Origin of the sequence: Shewanella aestuarii, from assembly GCF_011765625.1 — a bacterium.
GTDB classification, from domain to species: Bacteria; Pseudomonadota; Gammaproteobacteria; order Enterobacterales; family Shewanellaceae; genus Shewanella; species Shewanella aestuarii_A.
On record NZ_CP050313.1, the window covers coordinates 2,756,605 to 2,775,210 of the forward strand.

General features: G+C 35.9%; 15 protein-coding genes and 1 pseudogene. All 16 read right to left on the reverse strand.

Going from position 1 to position 18,606, the window contains the following annotated elements; all coding sequences use genetic code 11:
- Positions 1-22: 22 nt before the first annotated feature.
- Complete coding sequence (locus tag HBH39_RS12070) at positions 23-3,130, reverse strand: rhamnan synthesis F family protein (RefSeq protein ID WP_167678604.1); 3,108 nt, start codon at positions 3,128-3,130, stop codon at positions 23-25.
- On the reverse strand, positions 3,131-4,045 hold the full coding sequence (locus tag HBH39_RS12075; RefSeq protein ID WP_167678606.1) for an NAD-dependent epimerase/dehydratase family protein: 915 nt from the start codon (positions 4,043-4,045) through the stop codon (positions 3,131-3,133). It lies immediately after the preceding gene.
- A gap of 49 nt (positions 4,046-4,094) precedes the next feature.
- Positions 4,095-5,174: a dTDP-glucose 4,6-dehydratase gene (gene rfbB, locus HBH39_RS12080; RefSeq protein ID WP_167678609.1), complete on the reverse strand. Its 1,080-nt coding sequence runs from the start codon at positions 5,172-5,174 to the stop codon at positions 4,095-4,097.
- A 68-nt stretch (positions 5,175-5,242) separates the two neighbouring features.
- The gene (rfbD, locus tag HBH39_RS12085; protein ID WP_167678611.1) at positions 5,243-6,139 is read right to left on the reverse strand and encodes a dTDP-4-dehydrorhamnose reductase; all 897 of its coding nucleotides are present in this window, start codon (positions 6,137-6,139) and stop codon (positions 5,243-5,245) included.
- A gap of 36 nt (positions 6,140-6,175) precedes the next feature.
- Positions 6,176-6,721 (reverse strand): dTDP-4-dehydrorhamnose 3,5-epimerase, encoded by a 546-nt coding sequence (rfbC, locus tag HBH39_RS12090; protein WP_167678613.1) that lies wholly within the window; start codon positions 6,719-6,721, stop codon positions 6,176-6,178.
- A 75-nt stretch (positions 6,722-6,796) separates the two neighbouring features.
- Positions 6,797-7,680, reverse strand: a pseudogene (gene rfbA / locus HBH39_RS12095) (glucose-1-phosphate thymidylyltransferase RfbA).
- A 49-nt stretch (positions 7,681-7,729) separates the two neighbouring features.
- Positions 7,730-8,425: an ABC transporter ATP-binding protein gene (locus tag HBH39_RS12100; RefSeq protein WP_167678615.1), complete on the reverse strand. Its 696-nt coding sequence runs from the start codon at positions 8,423-8,425 to the stop codon at positions 7,730-7,732.
- Positions 8,425-9,198 (reverse strand): ABC transporter permease, encoded by a 774-nt coding sequence (locus tag HBH39_RS12105; RefSeq protein WP_167678617.1) that lies wholly within the window; start codon positions 9,196-9,198, stop codon positions 8,425-8,427. Before HBH39_RS12105 ends, HBH39_RS12100 begins: the two co-directional genes overlap by 1 nt.
- The gene (locus HBH39_RS12110) at positions 9,198-9,584 is read right to left on the reverse strand and encodes a DUF2304 domain-containing protein (protein WP_167678619.1); all 387 of its coding nucleotides are present in this window, start codon (positions 9,582-9,584) and stop codon (positions 9,198-9,200) included. Before HBH39_RS12110 ends, HBH39_RS12105 begins: the two co-directional genes overlap by 1 nt.
- Positions 9,585-9,594: 10 nt before the next feature.
- The gene (locus tag HBH39_RS12115) at positions 9,595-10,314 is read right to left on the reverse strand and encodes a glycosyltransferase family 2 protein (RefSeq protein ID WP_244325648.1); all 720 of its coding nucleotides are present in this window, start codon (positions 10,312-10,314) and stop codon (positions 9,595-9,597) included.
- 137 nt (positions 10,315-10,451) lie between these two features.
- Positions 10,452-12,209, reverse strand: coding sequence for a tetratricopeptide repeat protein (locus HBH39_RS12120; RefSeq protein WP_167678621.1), 1,758 nt, complete (start codon positions 12,207-12,209; stop codon positions 10,452-10,454).
- A 67-nt stretch (positions 12,210-12,276) separates the two neighbouring features.
- A complete protein-coding gene (locus HBH39_RS12125; RefSeq protein ID WP_167678623.1) occupies positions 12,277-13,680 on the reverse strand; it encodes a hypothetical protein in 1,404 nt (467 codons plus the stop codon).
- Between the two features lie 510 nt (positions 13,681-14,190).
- A complete protein-coding gene (locus HBH39_RS12130; protein ID WP_167678625.1) occupies positions 14,191-16,341 on the reverse strand; it encodes a secretin N-terminal domain-containing protein in 2,151 nt (716 codons plus the stop codon).
- On the reverse strand, positions 16,341-16,892 hold the full coding sequence (locus tag HBH39_RS12135; RefSeq protein ID WP_167678627.1) for a hypothetical protein: 552 nt from the start codon (positions 16,890-16,892) through the stop codon (positions 16,341-16,343). The genes HBH39_RS12130 and HBH39_RS12135 overlap by 1 nt, the downstream gene beginning before the upstream one ends.
- A complete protein-coding gene (locus HBH39_RS12140; protein WP_167678629.1) occupies positions 16,879-17,466 on the reverse strand; it encodes a hypothetical protein in 588 nt (195 codons plus the stop codon). The genes HBH39_RS12135 and HBH39_RS12140 overlap by 14 nt, the downstream gene beginning before the upstream one ends.
- A complete protein-coding gene (locus HBH39_RS12145) occupies positions 17,466-18,560 on the reverse strand; it encodes a PilN domain-containing protein (RefSeq protein WP_167678631.1) in 1,095 nt (364 codons plus the stop codon). The genes HBH39_RS12140 and HBH39_RS12145 overlap by 1 nt, the downstream gene beginning before the upstream one ends.
- Between the last annotated feature and the right edge of the window lie 46 nt (positions 18,561-18,606).

Below are 18,606 nucleotides of genomic sequence, written 5' to 3' on the forward strand. Positions count from 1 at the left end.
CCTAAATTAAAAAAAAGATTAACTACCAATTAGCAGCTTCAGTAAAAACAGTGACAAATTTAGTATTATTAACACTCAGAATCTTAGGTAATACTCTTTCAATTGCATGTAGATAACTGCCATCATAGGGTACTGGTTCAGGAATCTTATAAAATCGTTCTTCAAGCCTTGTTAAAGGTTCTAACGAATCAGTTTTAGCCCAAAACATCGTACCTAATGGATAATTAAAGCAATATGGTGACTCGCTAACATTAAGCGCTATTAGCAAATCTTCGATAAAATTCGTATTGGCTCCATTATCAACACAATGCCGGTCTTCAGCAAATACTAAACCAACATTTTCATTATTAAATTGACTTAAAGTTTTTAGAGCATGTTCCTTTTTACCAATAAGCGTATTTAAAAGGAACATTCGCCATCGTTCTCCCATATCACCATTCACTGCGGATGACTTTTTGGAATGAAAGTGTCCAACAACCTTATAATGACTTGATAAGATATTTTCTTTTAACAACTTGATAAACGGTGCAATATCACGACCTAGATTAGGCACTTGAAATAAAGAGAGCTTCCTACAACCACAATTTTTTAAAGCTAATTTAATACTCGCTTCATCACACTTATTTATGTGTGTAATAAAAACATCAAAATGCCCCGGTAAATTACTTAAGTACTTGGCAAACTCATCTACTAAATCAGTATAGTAAAGATGAATATGCACTGCATATACAAAATCTACCACAGAGGCAACATCACCTTTGTCTAAATTAACGACCATATGTGTGATTGTATCACCTCGCTTAAAGGCTTCTAATAATGGTGCAGATTGAAGTTCATTTGATTCATTAACCCAAGTATTTTCATTAAAACCTGGTGCAGGATTATATTGATGTATCCCCTTACATGCTCGTGTTACATATTCATTAATAGCTCTTTCAACTTTTACATAAGGATTGTAGAATTTTGGTTGAAAAGCACCAGTGGCCTTAAGCTTTTCTATTTGTTCCACAACTTTAGACTGAAATTTTTTAGCTTCCTGCAATTGGTTTAAAATAAATTCTTTATAATCATAAAAACATAATTTTTCTTTAGAAATTGTAACATTACGCCCTTTTAAACAGTTAATATTATTTAAATATTTAGATACATCTTGAGAAAATGCTTCAATATCAAGATAAGGGCTTATTGTAGCATTGGCGTTATTATGTTTTAAAAACTCCGCGCACCCAGTACTTTTATCAAAGCAAGCAATATGAACATCCGCTTTTAACGCATCAATCACCACATTAGGAAAAGGATCCAGCCTTGAAGTCATACAAAACACATCAGTGAGTTTAAGTATGTTATCCAAATTCCTTTGATGACCTAAAAATACTATATCATCTTCAAGACCTTGCAACGATATTTGAGTCTGAATCCAATTAGAGTAATTCAAATCAGTATCCGGATTATAGCCTTCACCTACCCAAACAAATTTACAAGGTTTACTGGTTAGTTCTTTAATTCTTTTTGCTGCAGATATAAATAAATCAACACCTTTTCTTACTTGTACATAACCCGCACCGATTAATAGATGTTCATCACCATTCAAGTTAATAATATTTTTTAGTTGTTCAACAGAATCTATATTACCATGTCCTTCTGGAATAAATGGTAAAGCACCTTGTGGCTGGATAAGTATATTGTTTGGTGTAGCTTTTACAACTCGAGAGCTAAATTCTTTTAGCATTGATTCTTTAAGCACCTGTGCAGGAACTACAACTCTATCAGCAAATAGTACAGTATTACTTATTTTACCTACAGGCTTACTATACTCGGCAAATTCATGGACTAAAGCAACGGATGGTATCCCCATGTCGTTAGCAGCTTCCAATACATTAACTGTTTCAACAGAGTTACAAACAATGCCATCAATTACTCCAAAATGATTACTAATATGCTCTATCGCTTTTTTAACCAATGTTGCACCGACAAATCCAAAACCAGACATGCTCGCAACACAGTTTTTTTCAAAAGCTTCATGTAGTTGTTTTTTGTTCAAAATGAAGTTTATTAGGTTACATTCGCTGAGTATTTCACACCCTAAATTAAAGCCAACTAAAGGTGCTCCCGTCGACGAAGATTCATGATTGGCTATAATGTAAGTGGGCTTTGCTTTGTCGAACTCGACTTTACCTTTTTTAAAATATTTATCTGCCTTGAAGTAGGCCATTCTTCCTTCGGCCTTACCATGCATAACATAATGACGTAAAGGACTAATTTTTGCTTTTTTAATGTCGGGATATAACTCTAAGTAGAGAGACGAATCAAAAAAACCTGGAATTTTTAAAGGCATTATATTCTCATTTTTAAGATAATGTGCAATTGGTTCATCATTCGTATTAGCAAGGTGATTTTCAATATTGTACAAAGACCAATCAATTTCCTCCTTTTTTAAAAGTTCTGAAAATTCCGCGTTTTTATCATGAGCTTTAGTTAAATTATTACCTATATCTTTGGATATTTTTTTTATTCTTAGCCCTGTACGCCCTTCCTTTTTACCATGAAGAATATAATGCACAAGTGGGTTTTTATTACTCTTACGTACATCAAGGTTTTCAGATAAATAAAAACCAGTATCAAAGACACCTTCAATCACAGGTTTATATTTTCTCCAATACCTAACGTAATGTGCAATAGCTTCATCTCTAGAAGTTAAACCATTATTTTTAATATAGTCTTCAAAGTTAATTCCTGAATCTTTTAACAAGCAGAAGTCATAGTCAATTTCATCATTTATTACCTCAGCACCATCAGATAATTCTTCTACTAAAGACATTTCGGCTTTTTCATCCATTTGAGTGGGCACACTAAATGGCAGTCTATTTTCATCAATCCCACACTTAAAATAGTGTAAGAGCGGGTTTACTTTGCTATTTCTTACATCTTTATATTGATTCAAATAGAAAGAAACATCAAATACACCATTAATAACTAAAGGTAATTTCCTGACATTTAGTACAAAATAAACTTCAGGCTCTAACTTTGAATCTATGTTGTTAAACTTATAAAAATCAGTCCAATCAATACCTAGTTTTTTTATCTCTCTTAACTCTTTTCGTAACTTCGGATTAAGCCAGACCTTTAACATTTAAGATTCCTTTCCATTATTTATTTTTGCGGCAAGATACTGTTTAACATCAAAAAAATCATCAACTTTAATGCCAATAGATTTAATTGCGTTTATATCTAATTCATTAGTGATGACATCATAATCTGTAGGAAGACGATCAAAATGTCCTTCAAAAGTAGGGGATATTGATTTAACGTATTGCATTATTCCTTTAAGTGTAACGCTTTTTCCACTTGCAACATTAAATACGCTGTTTCCTGCTTCTGAACTTAAAGAGTGCTTCAGTAGCTCAATAATTATATAAGCCATATCACTGCAATGGATAAAATCCCTTGAATATGTATCATTATTAAACGTATGGAATTTACCTCCATTTCGAATAGTACTGATTAGAACATCAATGAACCCATGATGAGTGAATTTTAGATTACCGTATGGATTAGCAACTCGTGCACAAATATAGTTAAAGTTTCCTTGGATTGAAGCCTTTTCTAAAATGGATTCTTCGATAACTTTTGCTTTGCCATACCAAGATTTCGGCTTGAGCCAGTCGCTTTCTAAAGAAGGTCTGCCATTATAATCGCCATACACTGTGCCACCTGAAGAAATATGTAACAAACTCTCTGTTTTTGCTTTGATTAAAATTAAATTTAACAGTTGCAAATTATCCCAAAATGTTTGAAAAACAGTTTTAGTATTTGACTCAAAGTCAGCAGGTTTAAACGAACCCATCGCATTTATTACGTGCGGATACTCATTAATTATTGCTGTAAATTTTTCTGTCTCATGTAATGATAAAGTTTTGATCCTAGTGTCTTTGTTAACACTTCTTGACACACCAATCCAATCTATGTTTCGTTTGTCTAGTTCAGTGGTTATGGCTGAACCAACAAATCCTGTTGCCCCGAGAACACAAACTTTAATTTCATTCATCACTGGTAATAAACCTTACTTTATTAAATAAACATTCATATGGAGAGTATTATTTTAATTCTGCCCACCATTTCTCATTATTTAAAAACCAATAAACCGTTTTTCGTATTCCAGTTTCAAAAGACTCAACAGGTTTATAACCTAATTCCACTTGAGTTTTAGTAGCATCAATGGCATAACGTCTATCATGACCAGCCCTATCGTTCACATAGGTAATCAACTCTTCAGAATTAGCAAGGATAGCAGATTTTGCACTTGTAAAGTGTTTAGCCAACTTGACATCGCTTTTAAATGCTTCATCCATCAAATTACAGACAACTTTAACGATATCTATATTTGCCCATTCGTTATGACCACCTATATTGTAATTTTCTCCAACTTTACCTTTGTTAAGTATTAACTCGATACCTCTTGCATGATCTTCAACATATAACCAATCACGAATCTGCTTACCATCACCATAAATTGGTAATGGCTTATCTTCTAGGATATTAGTAATGATTAAAGGAATTAACTTTTCAGGAAAATGAAATGGTCCATAGTTATTTGAACAATTTGAGGTTGTCACTTCTAAACCGTAGGTATGGTGATAAGCTCTGACTAAATGATCTGAGGCCGCTTTAGAGGCTGAATAAGGTGAGTTGGGTGCATATGCGGTAACTTCGGTAAAAGCAGGATCACTAGGACCTAAAGTACCATAAACCTCGTCGGTTGAAACATGATGGAAACGATGCTTTAGTGGCGCTTCACCTTTTGCTTTTGGCTCGTCAATCCAAACTTTTTTAGCAGCTTTTAATAAGCTGTAAGTACCGATTATATTTGTTTCGATAAAAGCATCTGGGCTGGTAATTGAACGGTCAACATGTGACTCAGCAGCAAAATGCACTAATGTATCAATACTATAATCTTTAAGAAGTTTTTCCACCAAAGGGGTATCGCAAATATCACCATGCACAAATGTAAAGTTAGGGTTATTTTCAACTAGAGCCAAGCTTGCACGATTACCAGCATAGGTTAATGCATCTAAAACAACAACATTGTCATTGCAATGTGTTTTCAACCAATAATGTACGAAGTTTGCTCCAATAAAACCAGCACCGCCGGTCACGAGGATGTTCCGCTTGTTCATTCAAATTTCCTATAAATCTGTTTACTGTATTGTTAGCAAATCGAGGTAAGCTCCAAGTGAACTCTTATTTACGATATCTTTGCTAGTGACTTTATCATTAACTCAAGTTGCTGCTGCCAGTGCTTTGACTCTATCTTGCACAAGCTTTCAGCAGAGCTTTTATTTAACACACTATAACAAGGACGACTTGCTGGTGTAGGATAAGATTTCGCTTCTATCGGTTTAATCACGACATTTTTATTTAATAGTCCATGCTTATGTGCATATTCGTGAATAGCTACAGCGAAATCATACCATGAAGTCACACCAGCATCTGTCCAATGCACAATTTGGCTTGCTTTAGTCGTACCTGAACTATTAGCGAAATACTCGTCAATAATCCCCCAAATCATTAATGCAAGGCCTCTAGCCCAGGTAGGCGTACCAACTTGGTCATAAACAATACCAAGTTCATCGCGATCATTCATTAATCCGAGCATTGTTTTCACAAAGTTATTACCGTACTTTGAATAAACCCAAGCGGTCCTAACTATTACGGCGTTTGTCGGCATGCAGGTTAATAACTTCTGTTCACCTTTTAACTTCGAGTCACCATAAACACTAATAGGTGAAGGGACATCTTCCGGCGTGTAAGGTTTGAAATGGTTGCCATTGAACACAAAATCTGTGGACACATGAATAAGACCAATGCCCTTATCAGACGCTACTTGGGCCAGATTTTTTGTTCCTATGTCATTCACTGCATAGGCAGCTTTTTGCTCAGTTTCTGCTTTATCTACAGCTGTATAAGCAGCAGCGTTAATAATTATTACAGGTTTATGAGTTTCAACCATTAAAGCTACTTGGTCAAAAAGTGTGATATCTAATTCGTTAGAATCTAAAAAAACGGCTTGATAGCTAGATGGTAATGTATCCTGTAGCTCAGATGCTAGTTGACCACCTTTTCCAGTAATTAATATTTTCATAAAGTTTTATTCATTTTTTTAATTAGTGACTGGAATTTAAAATTTAGGCGCATCTGCAAAAGGTAAACCCACTTCATCTTTAGCTGACAGTAAAGGCGTAATATCATTCACTAATGGCCACTGGATGTTCACTGTAGGATCATTCCACTTCAAGGACACTTCAGCACTGGGGTTATAGATATCGGTGCATTTATAAACAAATTCAGCTGCGGCTGAGATCACATAAAATCCATGAGCAAACCCCTCTGGTACCCACAGTTGACGTTTGTTATCGGCAGATAATAACACACCCACCCAGTGACCAAATGTGGGGGAGGTTTTTCGCATATCAACGGCAACATCAAAAACTTCACCATTAATAACTCGAACTAACTTCCCTTGCGTATTTTCAGTTTGATAATGTAAACCTCGAAGGATCCCATGAGATGACTTACTATGGTTTTCTTGCACAAAATCCCTTTCACCACAATGTTCGTTGAACAATTTAGTTCGAAATGTTTCCATAAAAAAACCACGTTGGTCACCAAATACTTGTGGTTCAATTATTTTTACGTCAGGTATTACGGTATCGATGAACTTCATTTGTTTAAAATCTTCATAAGTGGATATTAAGAATAGTCTAATGCCATTTTGCTAGCCTAAAAGATGATAACAAAATTAAAATACTTTTTGGTCTAATATATCGAGCAAATACTGCCCATAACCTGATTTTTTAAGCGGTAAAGCTAAATCTCGTAATTGTAATTCATTAATATATCCCATCCGAAATGCGATTTCCTCTGGGCAATTAATTTTTAAACCTTGGCGTTTTTCAATTGCTCGAATAAAATTCGCCGCATCAAGTAAATCATCTAAAGTACCTGTATCTAACCATGCCGTTCCCCTGCCCATGATTTCAACACTAAGCTCTTCTCTTACAAGATATTGCTCAATAACATCAGTAATCTCTAGTTCTCCCCGAGCTGATGGCTTAACATTTTTTGCAAATTCAACTACACGATTATCGAAAAAGTATAACCCTGGAACAGCATAATTTGACTTTGGTGCTTTTGGCTTTTCTTCAATAGAAATGGCTTTACCAGAACCATCAAACTCGACCACACCATAGGACTTTGGGTTAGATACATGGTAACCAAATACGGTTGCTCCAATTTTACGACTTGAGGCATTTTTTAAGGATAAAGTAAGATCGTGACCATAAAATAAATTATCGCCGAGCACTAAAGCTGCCCCTTCTCCTGCTAAAAAGTCTTCAGCTAATAAGAACGCTTGAGCTAAACCATCCGGACTATGTTGAACAACATATTCAAAAGAGATCCCCCAATCATGTCCATCCCGAGCAATTCCTTAAATCGGGGCAATTCTTCTGGTGTTGCAATAATGAGTATCTCTTTGATGCCTGCAACCATTAAAGTTGAAATTGGGTAATAGATCATAGGCTTGTCATAAACAGGCATTAATTGTTTGCTTACCACTTTAGTGAGGGGGTATAAGCGAGAACCAGTCCCGCCCGCTAAAATAATACCTTTACGATTACTCATGCATCTTCTCTCTTTAATCATTAAAAAATAACAACTTAACCTTACAACCTTAACGTCGTTTACTAATATAGTGCTCCATCACTTCCTTAGTGTTCCCTTCTGCGATAATTTTTCCCTCTTCTAACCAAATACAACGGTCACAAATTTTTTTAATTTGCTCAATACTATGTGAAACAAATATAACAGTCTGCTCTCCATTGATTTTATTCTGCAAAGCTGATTCTGCTTTTTTTTTGAAGGTATTATCACCAACACTAAGAACTTCATCGATAAGTAAAATATCTACTTCTGTTATCATTGCCGTAGCAAAACCTAAACGGCTTTTCATACCTGAAGAATAGGTTTTGACTGGTTGATCGAAAAAATGTCCTAGTTCAGCAAATTCGTTTATTTGCTCAACCAAAATTAGCGCTTGTTTCTTTGTATAACCATCAAGCATACAACTGATGAGTGCATTATCCCGCCCAGTAAGATTAACATTAAACCCAAGTCCTAACGCTAAAAGTGCCCTTGTTATATCCTTAGAGCAATCAACCGTACCCGAATCAGGTTGTAATGTGCCAGCTAGCAATTGCAGTAATGACGATTTACCTGAGCCATTTTTACCAAGTACACCAAAAACTTCGCCTTTCGCAATCTTAAAACTGATGTTATCGAGAGCCTTGTGAGTGAACATTTTAAATAACCCTGAACGGGTTCTATATTCAAGTGTAAGGTTATTAACTGATAAAATTGTTTCACTCATTACATGAACACTCGGCGAGTTAGCAAACCATCGAACTTTTTAAGACCGGTAAAACCTAGCACCATTAATAAACATGATATAGTCAAAGCAGGCACAAATACTCCCCAATCAAGATGTTGCCCATACATTAGCACTTGCCGATAACCATCTATTAATGCAGCCAAAGGATTGAAAGTGAGTATTAAATACTGCAACTGTGGGTCAGCTATATCGCTAACGCTCCAGAAGATCCCTGAAGTAAACATCATTCCCATAGTGAACATTTGTATAATCATTCTGAAGTCTGGTAGGTAAGTTACACAAAAAGCAAAAATGCTTCCAAGACCACAAATAAGTAAATATTGTATTATTATCAAGGGCACAAGCTGCCACCAAAGCGAGAAAGCGGTATAACCATTAAATGTGACAAATGACAACAACACAGCAAATGTGACGACTTGTTGATAGGCGGCTTCATGAATATTCACTAAAGGGAAAACAAATTTAGGAATAGGACGTTGATTTATCAATCCTTTGTTTTCAATCAACGAATTTGCTGCTGATGTAATACTTTTAGAAAACCATAAGAAAGGGATCTTACCTATTATCAAGAAAATTAAGAAATCCTCTTGCCCCCTGTGTAGCAAAAATTTAAAAACAAAATAAAACATTGCAACGAACAAAAGCGGTTCAAGCACCCACCATAAATAACTCAAAACTAATGTGTTTGCTTTAGATTTTAATTTCATTCTTGCCATCAAATGAATTAAGGGGAAATACTGAAAGAATGCCACTATTCCTCACTCCCTTGGCGAATATCATCCTTGCAGCTAATCACTCTGGTTCCCGATTCAATTTTTTGCTCTAAAAGTGCAACACGCTGTATCAGTCGATCAATTTTAACTCTGTCCTTAGTACGCTCAATATCATTTAACAATGCTTTCATTAATAAAATCATACAGGCGAATAAAACCGGCAAGATAGGCGGATAACCAATACCAAGCAGTTTGGCAGCATAATCAGAAAGTTGCGGAAAGATACCAAGTAACAAGATTAGCACAGACAATACAGTCCAACGGATAGCTGAACCAGGTAAGATCGTATCTCGTCTAACTAAAAGAAACGCAGTTATAAAGAAGATTATCGCTACAAAGGCAGAAAAAATTTGATAATATTGCAAAATAAACTCACTAATCAGTTTGACTTAAAGATGATTGATATTGGAGTTCATTACTTTTCTTTGCTTTGCTAATACAAAGTAAACTTGTATGCGCCATATAGTAAGCCACAGCCCACCAAGAATGAAAAATCCTAGATATGCCATCCTCTCGAGGATTCATAGTAACTTGAAGCTCGCTAAATTTGAGACCAAAGCTTTTGAGCATTAGCAGTACACCGACATCTTGATATTCAAGCATTGTGGCTTCCCTTGTGCTCAGTACCGAAATAGCCGCGCGGTTATAAACCCGTAAACCAGAGGTAATATCAAAAACTTTAATACCAGAAAGGACTCTAAATAACCGCCAAGCAATATGACGCGCTATACTCCCTCTTTGGGTACATGAACCAATCACAACGTCACATCCTTGTATATTTTGGTATTCTATCATTGGCTCAATAGCATCAGGTAAATGTTGACCATCTGCATCAAACGTAATGACGCGCTCATAACCATTAATATAACAATAGCGGATCCCTGTTTGCATCGCCTTCCAAGCCCCCAGATTTGTAGCGAGGGACAAGAGGATAACATTGGCAAACTTTCTTACTTCTTCTGCGGTACCGTCGGTACTTCCATCATCAACGACAATGATATCAAATCCATTTAAGTTCTGAAGAGAGCGTAGAATTTTCGCAACCGTTTTACTCTCATTATAAGCGGGTACCACTATAGCTTGCTTTATCGTCAACTTAACTGCCCTTTTGGATTTAGTTATTATTGTACCTTTAATTTAAGACGTGACATTATATCAAAAATATCAAAAACATTACCTTTTTTCTGTAATATTGCCTGACCAAAATTAATAAACATGCGTAAAACTGCTAGCTAATTTTCAATAGTTAACATTTGATCAAGAAGTGAACTTATCTTCGGATCGTCTGAGTGCTTAATTTGGAAACGGCGTAAGATACCCATCGCTTCTTCACGTTGTCCCATATTCCATAAAACAGTTGCAAGCTGGTGATGTGCATAACCATTGTCAGGATCTAGCTTCGTTGCCTGCAACAGCAATCCCTTTGCAAAGCCTAAACGTCCCGCTTCACGGTGACTGACAGCAATCAGTGCTAATAATTCACTTCTATCTTTCCGTTTATGGGCATTGGTATATTTCATTACTAAGGTGGTTAGTGGACCTGCTGATTCATACTGCCCTAATGAATAAAGTGTTTTAATATAATCCCTTAACAGATCAAAGCTAACAGTTTTATTCGCAACACTAAGATTAATAGCCTCTTGATAATACTGTAAAGCATTACCTCTTTCATCTCTGTTGAGATACTCAGCAGCCAACATTGTAAGTGCCCTAACAGATTGTGGGGACACTAATATTTCATTTTTGGAAAAAGCCAATTTATCAGACCATAAAGAGTTTCGATTTATGGTCGTAATACTAAAAATGACAATTACAAATGTCAGGAAAGCAAGTGCATACTTAATGGCTTTCAATGTGAAAGACTCTGCTAACATCATAATAAAACCAGCAATAGCAATAATAAAACCAATGTTTGGCAGATAGGCACGATGCTCAAATCCTAAATCTGTAATGGGTATAATTGATGACTCAACCAAATGTGCAACGTAATAGAATAAAATCCCAAATGCTGCAAGAGGAGACTTACTTCTCAACTTAAAAGCAATCAAAATCATAGTAACATGACCAACTAAAGCAATGATGATTTTGGGCTCTGTAAACGTACCCAGAAGTTGATTTGAATAGTTAAGTTGTAAACCCACAGGAATAAAAAATTTACAGATATAATCCCAAAGCATTAACGTTTGAGTTGCAGCATAATCAGAGCGACTGATTAATTGTGTTTCTCTGGTGAAATTATCTATTGAAATTAATAATTGGATAATTTGATCTTTCAAGAAGAATAAAAGAAAAAGTACTGATGTTATTACAATAACAATCTTAAAAATCTTTGAAAGCTTTAATACATTTCCTTGCCTAAAAAAAATAAATTCACTTAGAATAATGATTAACGGTAATGTGACAGCATTCTGTTTGGTAAACATCGCAAACACAAACATAATGACAGATAATAAAGTATAAAATACGATAGATTTTTTAGATATTGCAGTTCTTGCAAGCAAGTAAAAGTAGAATGAACTTATGTAAAATAATGCTACCAATGATGCTAGTCGTTGAACTACATAGGTAACAGCTTGAGTATTTAATGGATGAATTAAATACAGTATTGATAGCACAAATGGCAGATAAAACAATATTAATTGTTGATTACCGGTATTAGATAAATGCTTATTTATTCTAATTAACTTTCTTATCACAAAAAAAACAAAAGTGCTTACCAAAAAATGGATTATAAGATTAACAACTCTGAAGTGACTAGGTTCTAATTGCTCGAATAAATTACCATTCAGGGCGAAACTCAAATAACCAACAAATCTCATCCCATAAACCTGAAATAACTCCATCAAGTTCAGTTGAAATAATTTTTGATTATTAACGATAGAACCAAAGTCATCTATATAAAACGGTGCGAAAAGTGCTGGATAATAACAAATAAAACATAGCATTAAGGCCACGATTAAAGAGATTAAGCTTATTTTATTAGATTCCACTTACCATTTCCTTTCAAAAAAAAAGGGCGACCTAAGTCACCCTTTTAAAACATTAACTAACTATTAGTTATTTAATGCCTTTGTATTGGCTGTTGTTAACCATGCCACGGTCTGAACCGTTAACATTGTATGCAGAGTAGATAGTGATATCATTTTCTGGAGAGTTAACTGTAACAGTAAATGCTACTTTAGTTTTCGCATCAGATTCTACATCACCTAAGATACACTCTTTTAGCTCACCAGTGAACTTGGTTACAGTACCAGCTGTAGCCATAACACCATAATCGCTAGAAAGATCACATGTACCGCTCATGCCGTTTTCATCATACCAGTCAACAAAGATTGAACCAGTTTGAGAACCACGGTTATCTACATAAACGATTTGTGTAATTCCTGGGCCGTATGGCATGTAAGGAACATGTACAATAGAACCGTTTAGAGTCCACTCACCTGCATTTAGGTTTGAACCTGCATCGAATTCACCTAAAGTGCCAGTAGCTAAAATACCACCAGTTAAGATAGAACCCATGATTGGAGCATTGTAGTATTCATAGCTTACATCAGCAGTGAAGCTTTGTGGTGCTTTTAGTGCTGCTGCGCCAGTAGGGGTGATCACGAAGGTAGCAGCTGTAGTTAGTGTACCTGCAGCGTTATAAGTATATGTTGCAGACATTTTGTCAGCAGCAACAACTGTATTCAATGAATCACCGTTAGCTACAACAGTAGTGTTAGAGAAGTCACCTTTAAGTACGAATACTTGGTTCTCAACAGTAGCAATTTCAGGGTCTGCACCAACAGTTGACGCAGCCCATGTGATACCTGGAGTTTCTGTAGCAGCTGTAATTGTAACAACATCAGTAGTACCAGTAACGAAAGCTTTACGCTCTTGCTCAATATCAACTACTTGATCTGCACGACCAGAAGCATCGATAGAAGAACCACCGAACTGATTTGCAGAAGTAGCAACAGGCTTGGTTACTTTGTCACCGTCAACGTTTGTACCGTCAACTAATTTGAAATCTACAGAGAAATTAACGCCGCCAGCTAAAATATCTGCTACATCAACTTCATAACCAGTGAACTTGGTAATAGAGCCGATTGTGTTTAACTGATCAGAACCTGTATCTAAGTTAGTTAAACGGTAAGTAGCTGAAGCGCCATTGCTGTCTAATAAACCCCAAACACCAGTAGCTGTTGCACCTGGAGTTCCTGAAGGAATAACAGTTTCCATGTCAACAGAAGCAGGCCAAGTAACACTGGTGTTACCGCTGATTTCTACTAACATACGGTCGCCGACCTGAAGTGCTGCGCCATGTTTAATTTCAACAGTCGCACCATCAACAGTACCAACTTTAAGCTCTAAACCCTGCTTAGAGAACGTGCTGTTTGGAACAGTTACAGTAGGTGTAGCTAGCGCTGCACTACATACGGAAGCTAGCGCAAGTGCCAGCGTAGTTTTTTTAAAAGACATTCTTATCTCCAATTTCATGAAATTGGGAACGAAATACAAGCATTGCTTGCCATTGTTCCGCATATACTTTTTTATCCTAAAAATAGTAAGATGCAGTTTTCTTCCGCACCCATTACGAACTCTAAAACACAGTCTGAACCATGTCAACAGTTGAAGCGTATAATATCATCTTTGTTTGCGTTAGTAACACATAAAATCAAAAAAACTAGATTTTGAGTGCTAAAACCTACGTTCTGTATTCTACACCCAACCGAGCAAAACAATCCCTGGAAGTTCATTCCCGAGTTTTTTAGTTTGATAACCATCATCAACCAATACGATGATAATTAGTCACACTAAAATTTGCAAACTAGATTTATAAAAAAAATGATATTTATCAATGTTGTTCATTTAATAAACAACCCAATTCATTGCAACACTTCTTATACATATACTAATTTTTTACAAAACTAATAATTTAAACAACTGCAACCAAATCCCTTAACCTTACTCTTCTGACTCTTTAACTAATCAATTACTTGATTGAATTACATTTTGAGAAGGTGTTCTAGGGAAAGTAATATTTTGATATCCTGATTCAAACGATTGTTTTATCTCTGCCCAACGATCTGAGCGTTCAATAACCCTAGGTGTCACAAGCATCACGAGTTCTGTACGACTGGAGAACTCTCTCTCACCTTTAAACAGCTTTCCAATAATAGGGATATCTGCAACCCATGGTGTTTCATCGCTTGAATTATCAACATTTTCACTAATTAACCCACCGAGAATAATTGTTGAACCGCTATCGGCAACAACTTCAGTTTTTAACCTTCTTTCGGAGATATTCGGGTTACCACCAGAGCCACTGGACTCTGTTGCATTAGAAATTGATTGCGTAATTTCCATAATTACGACCCCTTTAGCATTCACTGTAGGAGTAACCGAAACATCAATACCGGTTTTTCTATAAGCAGATGCAGTTGTTTTTGAACCATTTCCGCCGGTTGGATCATCCGTGGTAGACCCGATAATTGAAATATCATCTCCCACTACAATACTTGCAGAAACACCATCACGAACAAGTAACGTTGGATTCGACAATACATTAACCAATTGGTTCTTTTTAAAGAAATTTACATCTAATGAACCATCTGTACCGCCTAAAGCGAATTTAAAACCTTCTCCTCCATTACCAAGTGTGCCGCCTAAGGATAAATCTCCCTGACTTAAGGCCCACTCAACACCGTATTGAAAAGTGCCTTCCATTTTTACTTCAGCAATAACAATATCTAGCATTACCTGCTTCGGTAAAATATCCAATTGTTCAATTAAAGGCAGAATATTTTGATACTCTGTACCTGTGGTATAAAATATTAGCTGGTTCGAACGCTCATCAACAACAAAGCTAATGTTATCACCCGTTGCCCCTACTTTAGATTTGCTTTTAGCGGGAGCCTTCCCTGTAGAATCATTCACCAGACGAACAGAACTTGTGTCGGCAGAAGAATCACGCTGTTGTGCGGCAGAGTTATCTGCACCGGATTTAGCCCCTAGTAGAGAAGATAGGCTATCTCCAACATCTGATGCACGCGCATACTGTGGCTGATAGGTATAGTAACGCAGTCCAGATCCAGCCTTAGGTTTATCAAGAATACGTGCCCAATACCTTATTCTATTTAAAATAATTTCATCTGAAGTAAAAGCAGCTACAGAGCCTATCTGTGAAATTGGTACTAGAACCGCATTCTTATTATCAGGCTTGATGGCTGAAATTGGCACGCCTTCATTTTCCAATAAAGCAGTGACATCACTTATGAAGTCAGCTATCTCAATAAATGTTAAATTAATCAATCCAATATGCTTTCCGCGATTAGCCGGCGCATCGAGTAAATTAACTAATTCCAAAGCACGAATAATCTCACTTCTAGAACCTCTTATAAATATCGTACTTTGCTCATAATCAGCAGTTATTCTTGCCTCAATAATTTGATTTAACGTTCTCTCGATTGAAATCTTAACGCCATATAACAACGGAACAACCTGAAGAACTTCACCTTTCGTGTTTGGTACTGAATCAGGTGTTCTTCCTATTCCTGTTACAACTTTATTAGTCGAACCTTGGGGTGTTTTTTGCACGAAATATATATTATTTTCGAAAACCAAGCTTGCTTCACGTTGCTCTAGAAGTGTATTAACTAGTTCGAATAAGCGTCTTTTAGATACCGCATCTGTGATATTAAGTGTAACTGGCACACTATCTGTCTTAATCGACTCATCAATTACATAGTTAACACCCAACAATTCGCCAAAAGAATAATGTATAAAGTCTTTTAACGTCATGTCTTCTGCAGCAACCTTTATCAAGTCTTTCTCAGAAAAATTTGCAGCTAACTGCTGACCAGCATCGAAAGAAACCTGATTACTAGGTAGTGCTTTTAACGGTTCTACTAACTCTCGCTGTGTTTTAGTGACAACACTAGAATCCTCACTAAATGATTTTTTCTCTCCTTCTTCATAGTTATCTTCATTTAAATAAGAATCAGGAATTTGAAACATTTTAGGTTTGGCTTTTGAACTCTCGACTGCTGTGTCGTTTGAAGCACAACCACTTAGAGCTGTGAATACACATAAAAACAGTACTGTATGATTAAAGCCTTTGATATCACTGGATTGTTTCATCACTTATTTCGCTTTTGTTTGATTTCAAATAATCTAAGAACGATAGTACGTTCATTAACAGATAACACGACACTATTAAGCTCGATTTTTTCAATTCGATATTTTTCAATATTCTGGTCATTAACAACCTTTAGTCGCTTAGATTGACCATTTTTTACGTTCCTTTGTTCCAACAAGGCAAATTGTTTACCATCATCAAATACGCCCAAAAGACTGTAAGCATAATCACCAATAAAAACCTGTTCTAAACTTCCACTTTGTTTATCTTGATACTCTTTAGAAAGCTTTGGGTTTGGTTTCGGCTTAGGTTTAGGTTTGTCTTTGTTTTGTGCTTGTTTTTTTGGTGGCACGTCATATTTAGCAAAACTAGCCATTACTTTGCCAATTTCCTCTTCTGTATAAGGAGTATAATTGGTTCGCAACTCTACCTGTGCTATCACTTTATCATCTCTATTTTTAGATGAAACATCATAACGCTGATTAAAATCAATTAAGCTAAGAAGTAATGCGCTGATTGCCGCGCCTTGTATCCAGCGATCATTCAGAAGCATTAGCCGCCTCCACTTGGTATTTCTGAGCGAGTTGAGGGCCTAAAACATAAAAGCTGATTCCGATAGTACCGCCAGCTTCACCTAATGTTTTATCATCCATTTTAACCAGTCGTAATGACAAGTCTTGTAAAGTGATGACTTCCGTCATTTGTCTTATATTCAGAAGAGCCTTTATAACATTCTTTGTTTTACCTCGAATGCCAAGCTTTAAGTTAAGAATAGTTAAATCAGTACCTGACTCAGCCATCCAAGAAGAGGTTGTCACCTTGACATCATGAATACCAAGTAATTTATCTAACTCTTCCATTTTCTTGAGTTTTAAAGATGATATGTCTTGCGTAACATTTATAGAAGCCAGTAGGTTTTGATTATGGTCTTTAGCTTCAGATAATATTTTTTGAAAGTCAGAACCTTGCTCCGACAATGAGTCAGCTTTATCTAATCGATCCTTTAGCTGCTGAATTTTAGTTACTTTACTATCTTGCCACTCCCATACTGGAAGCGCGACGAACTTAGCGAACACTAATATTCCCACGATAATCAACAGATTTTTTTTATTTGAAAATTCGCTCATTAAACAACCTTCGTTTTAAAACTAATGCTGAAACGCTCACCTGTTCGAGACTCTCTTACGGCCCCAGAAAAGTTTGCTTCTGCAACAGATGGATGGGAGGATAATGCGCTAAGTATCACAGTAGCCTTATCTGCAACGCCTGTAATTCGATATTGTCCTGATTGAAATGATACATTAGTTATTTGCATCCCCGAGTTTATAGCCATAGCTAATACATCAAAGGCATTCCAAGGAGTATCATCAACAATAATTTGATTTAAGAGAATTTGATTTAATTCAAGTTGATTTTTTAGATCATTCTGTGCATTTAGCGCTATTTCAACTTGAGATTTATTCTCCTCAAACTTTTTAGACACACTTGTTTCTTGAAAAACTAAAAAACCACTAAACAGCACATTGTAAAGAGTAATCACACTAAAAAAAGTCAATAATATTCTAAGATAAGGAATACTTTTCGCTTTTGAAGACGCTCTAGTCCCAACAAAAAATCGGAAAAATGAAGTAGCTAGAGTCTCTTTTGCCCCTTTGATAAGTGACTTAGCAAGATTTTCTTCATTGATAACTGATACGTAATCTGGCATCGCTATTTCAGCGAGCTGACAAAATGACTCTTCATCAACGACAAAATCGTCTGCAATATATGACACAGGGCCTTTACGACTATGAGCGATGAATATATTGGGTTTATTCGCTGACTGAAGTTTAACTAGACTTTCACGTTTAGCCAAAATGTATGATTCGGGTACAACAAATAATGCATTATTGCACATCAATTCGATTGTATTTTTATCTACAGTCCAAACCGAAACTGAACAAGATTGCTCATCCAAAGGATATGAATTAAAGAACTGAAGTGCATCGTTGTTATCTAACTCAAACTTTGCAGCTTTAATTGCTTCTTTTCCATCTGCAATTGGGTAGATATAATGGTTCTCGGAATAATGTTGCCGACCTAGCACAACAAATAATGCTTGTTTAGAATCAACATCAGAAAATGATATTTGTTTATTATCAGTTTCTACTATTATAGTCTGAACAGTATTACTAACGTATGCGAACCTTGATAGGAGCTTATTAAATAGATTAAGTTTCAAATTTGATACCGTTAAGCTAATTAAAGTAGTAAGGTTAATTAATGAA

Coding starts and splice junctions, on each gene's coding strand:
- HBH39_RS12070 (WP_167678604.1), bottom strand. CDS start 3,130: ATGTTAAAGGTCTGGCTTAATCCGAAGTTACGAAAAGAGTTAAGAGAG.
- HBH39_RS12075 (WP_167678606.1), bottom strand. CDS start 4,045: ATGAATGAAATTAAAGTTTGTGTTCTCGGGGCAACAGGATTTGTTGGT.
- rfbB (WP_167678609.1), bottom strand. CDS start 5,174: ATGAACAAGCGGAACATCCTCGTGACCGGCGGTGCTGGTTTTATTGGA.
- rfbD (WP_167678611.1), bottom strand. CDS start 6,139: ATGAAAATATTAATTACTGGAAAAGGTGGTCAACTAGCATCTGAGCTA.
- rfbC (WP_167678613.1), bottom strand. CDS start 6,721: ATGAAGTTCATCGATACCGTAATACCTGACGTAAAAATAATTGAACCA.
- HBH39_RS12100 (WP_167678615.1), bottom strand. CDS start 8,425: ATGAGTGAAACAATTTTATCAGTTAATAACCTTACACTTGAATATAGA.
- HBH39_RS12125 (WP_167678623.1), bottom strand. CDS start 13,680: ATGTCTTTTAAAAAAACTACGCTGGCACTTGCGCTAGCTTCCGTATGT.
- HBH39_RS12130 (WP_167678625.1), bottom strand. CDS start 16,341: ATGAAACAATCCAGTGATATCAAAGGCTTTAATCATACAGTACTGTTT.
- HBH39_RS12135 (WP_167678627.1), bottom strand. CDS start 16,892: ATGCTTCTGAATGATCGCTGGATACAAGGCGCGGCAATCAGCGCATTA.
- HBH39_RS12140 (WP_167678629.1), bottom strand. CDS start 17,466: ATGAGCGAATTTTCAAATAAAAAAAATCTGTTGATTATCGTGGGAATA.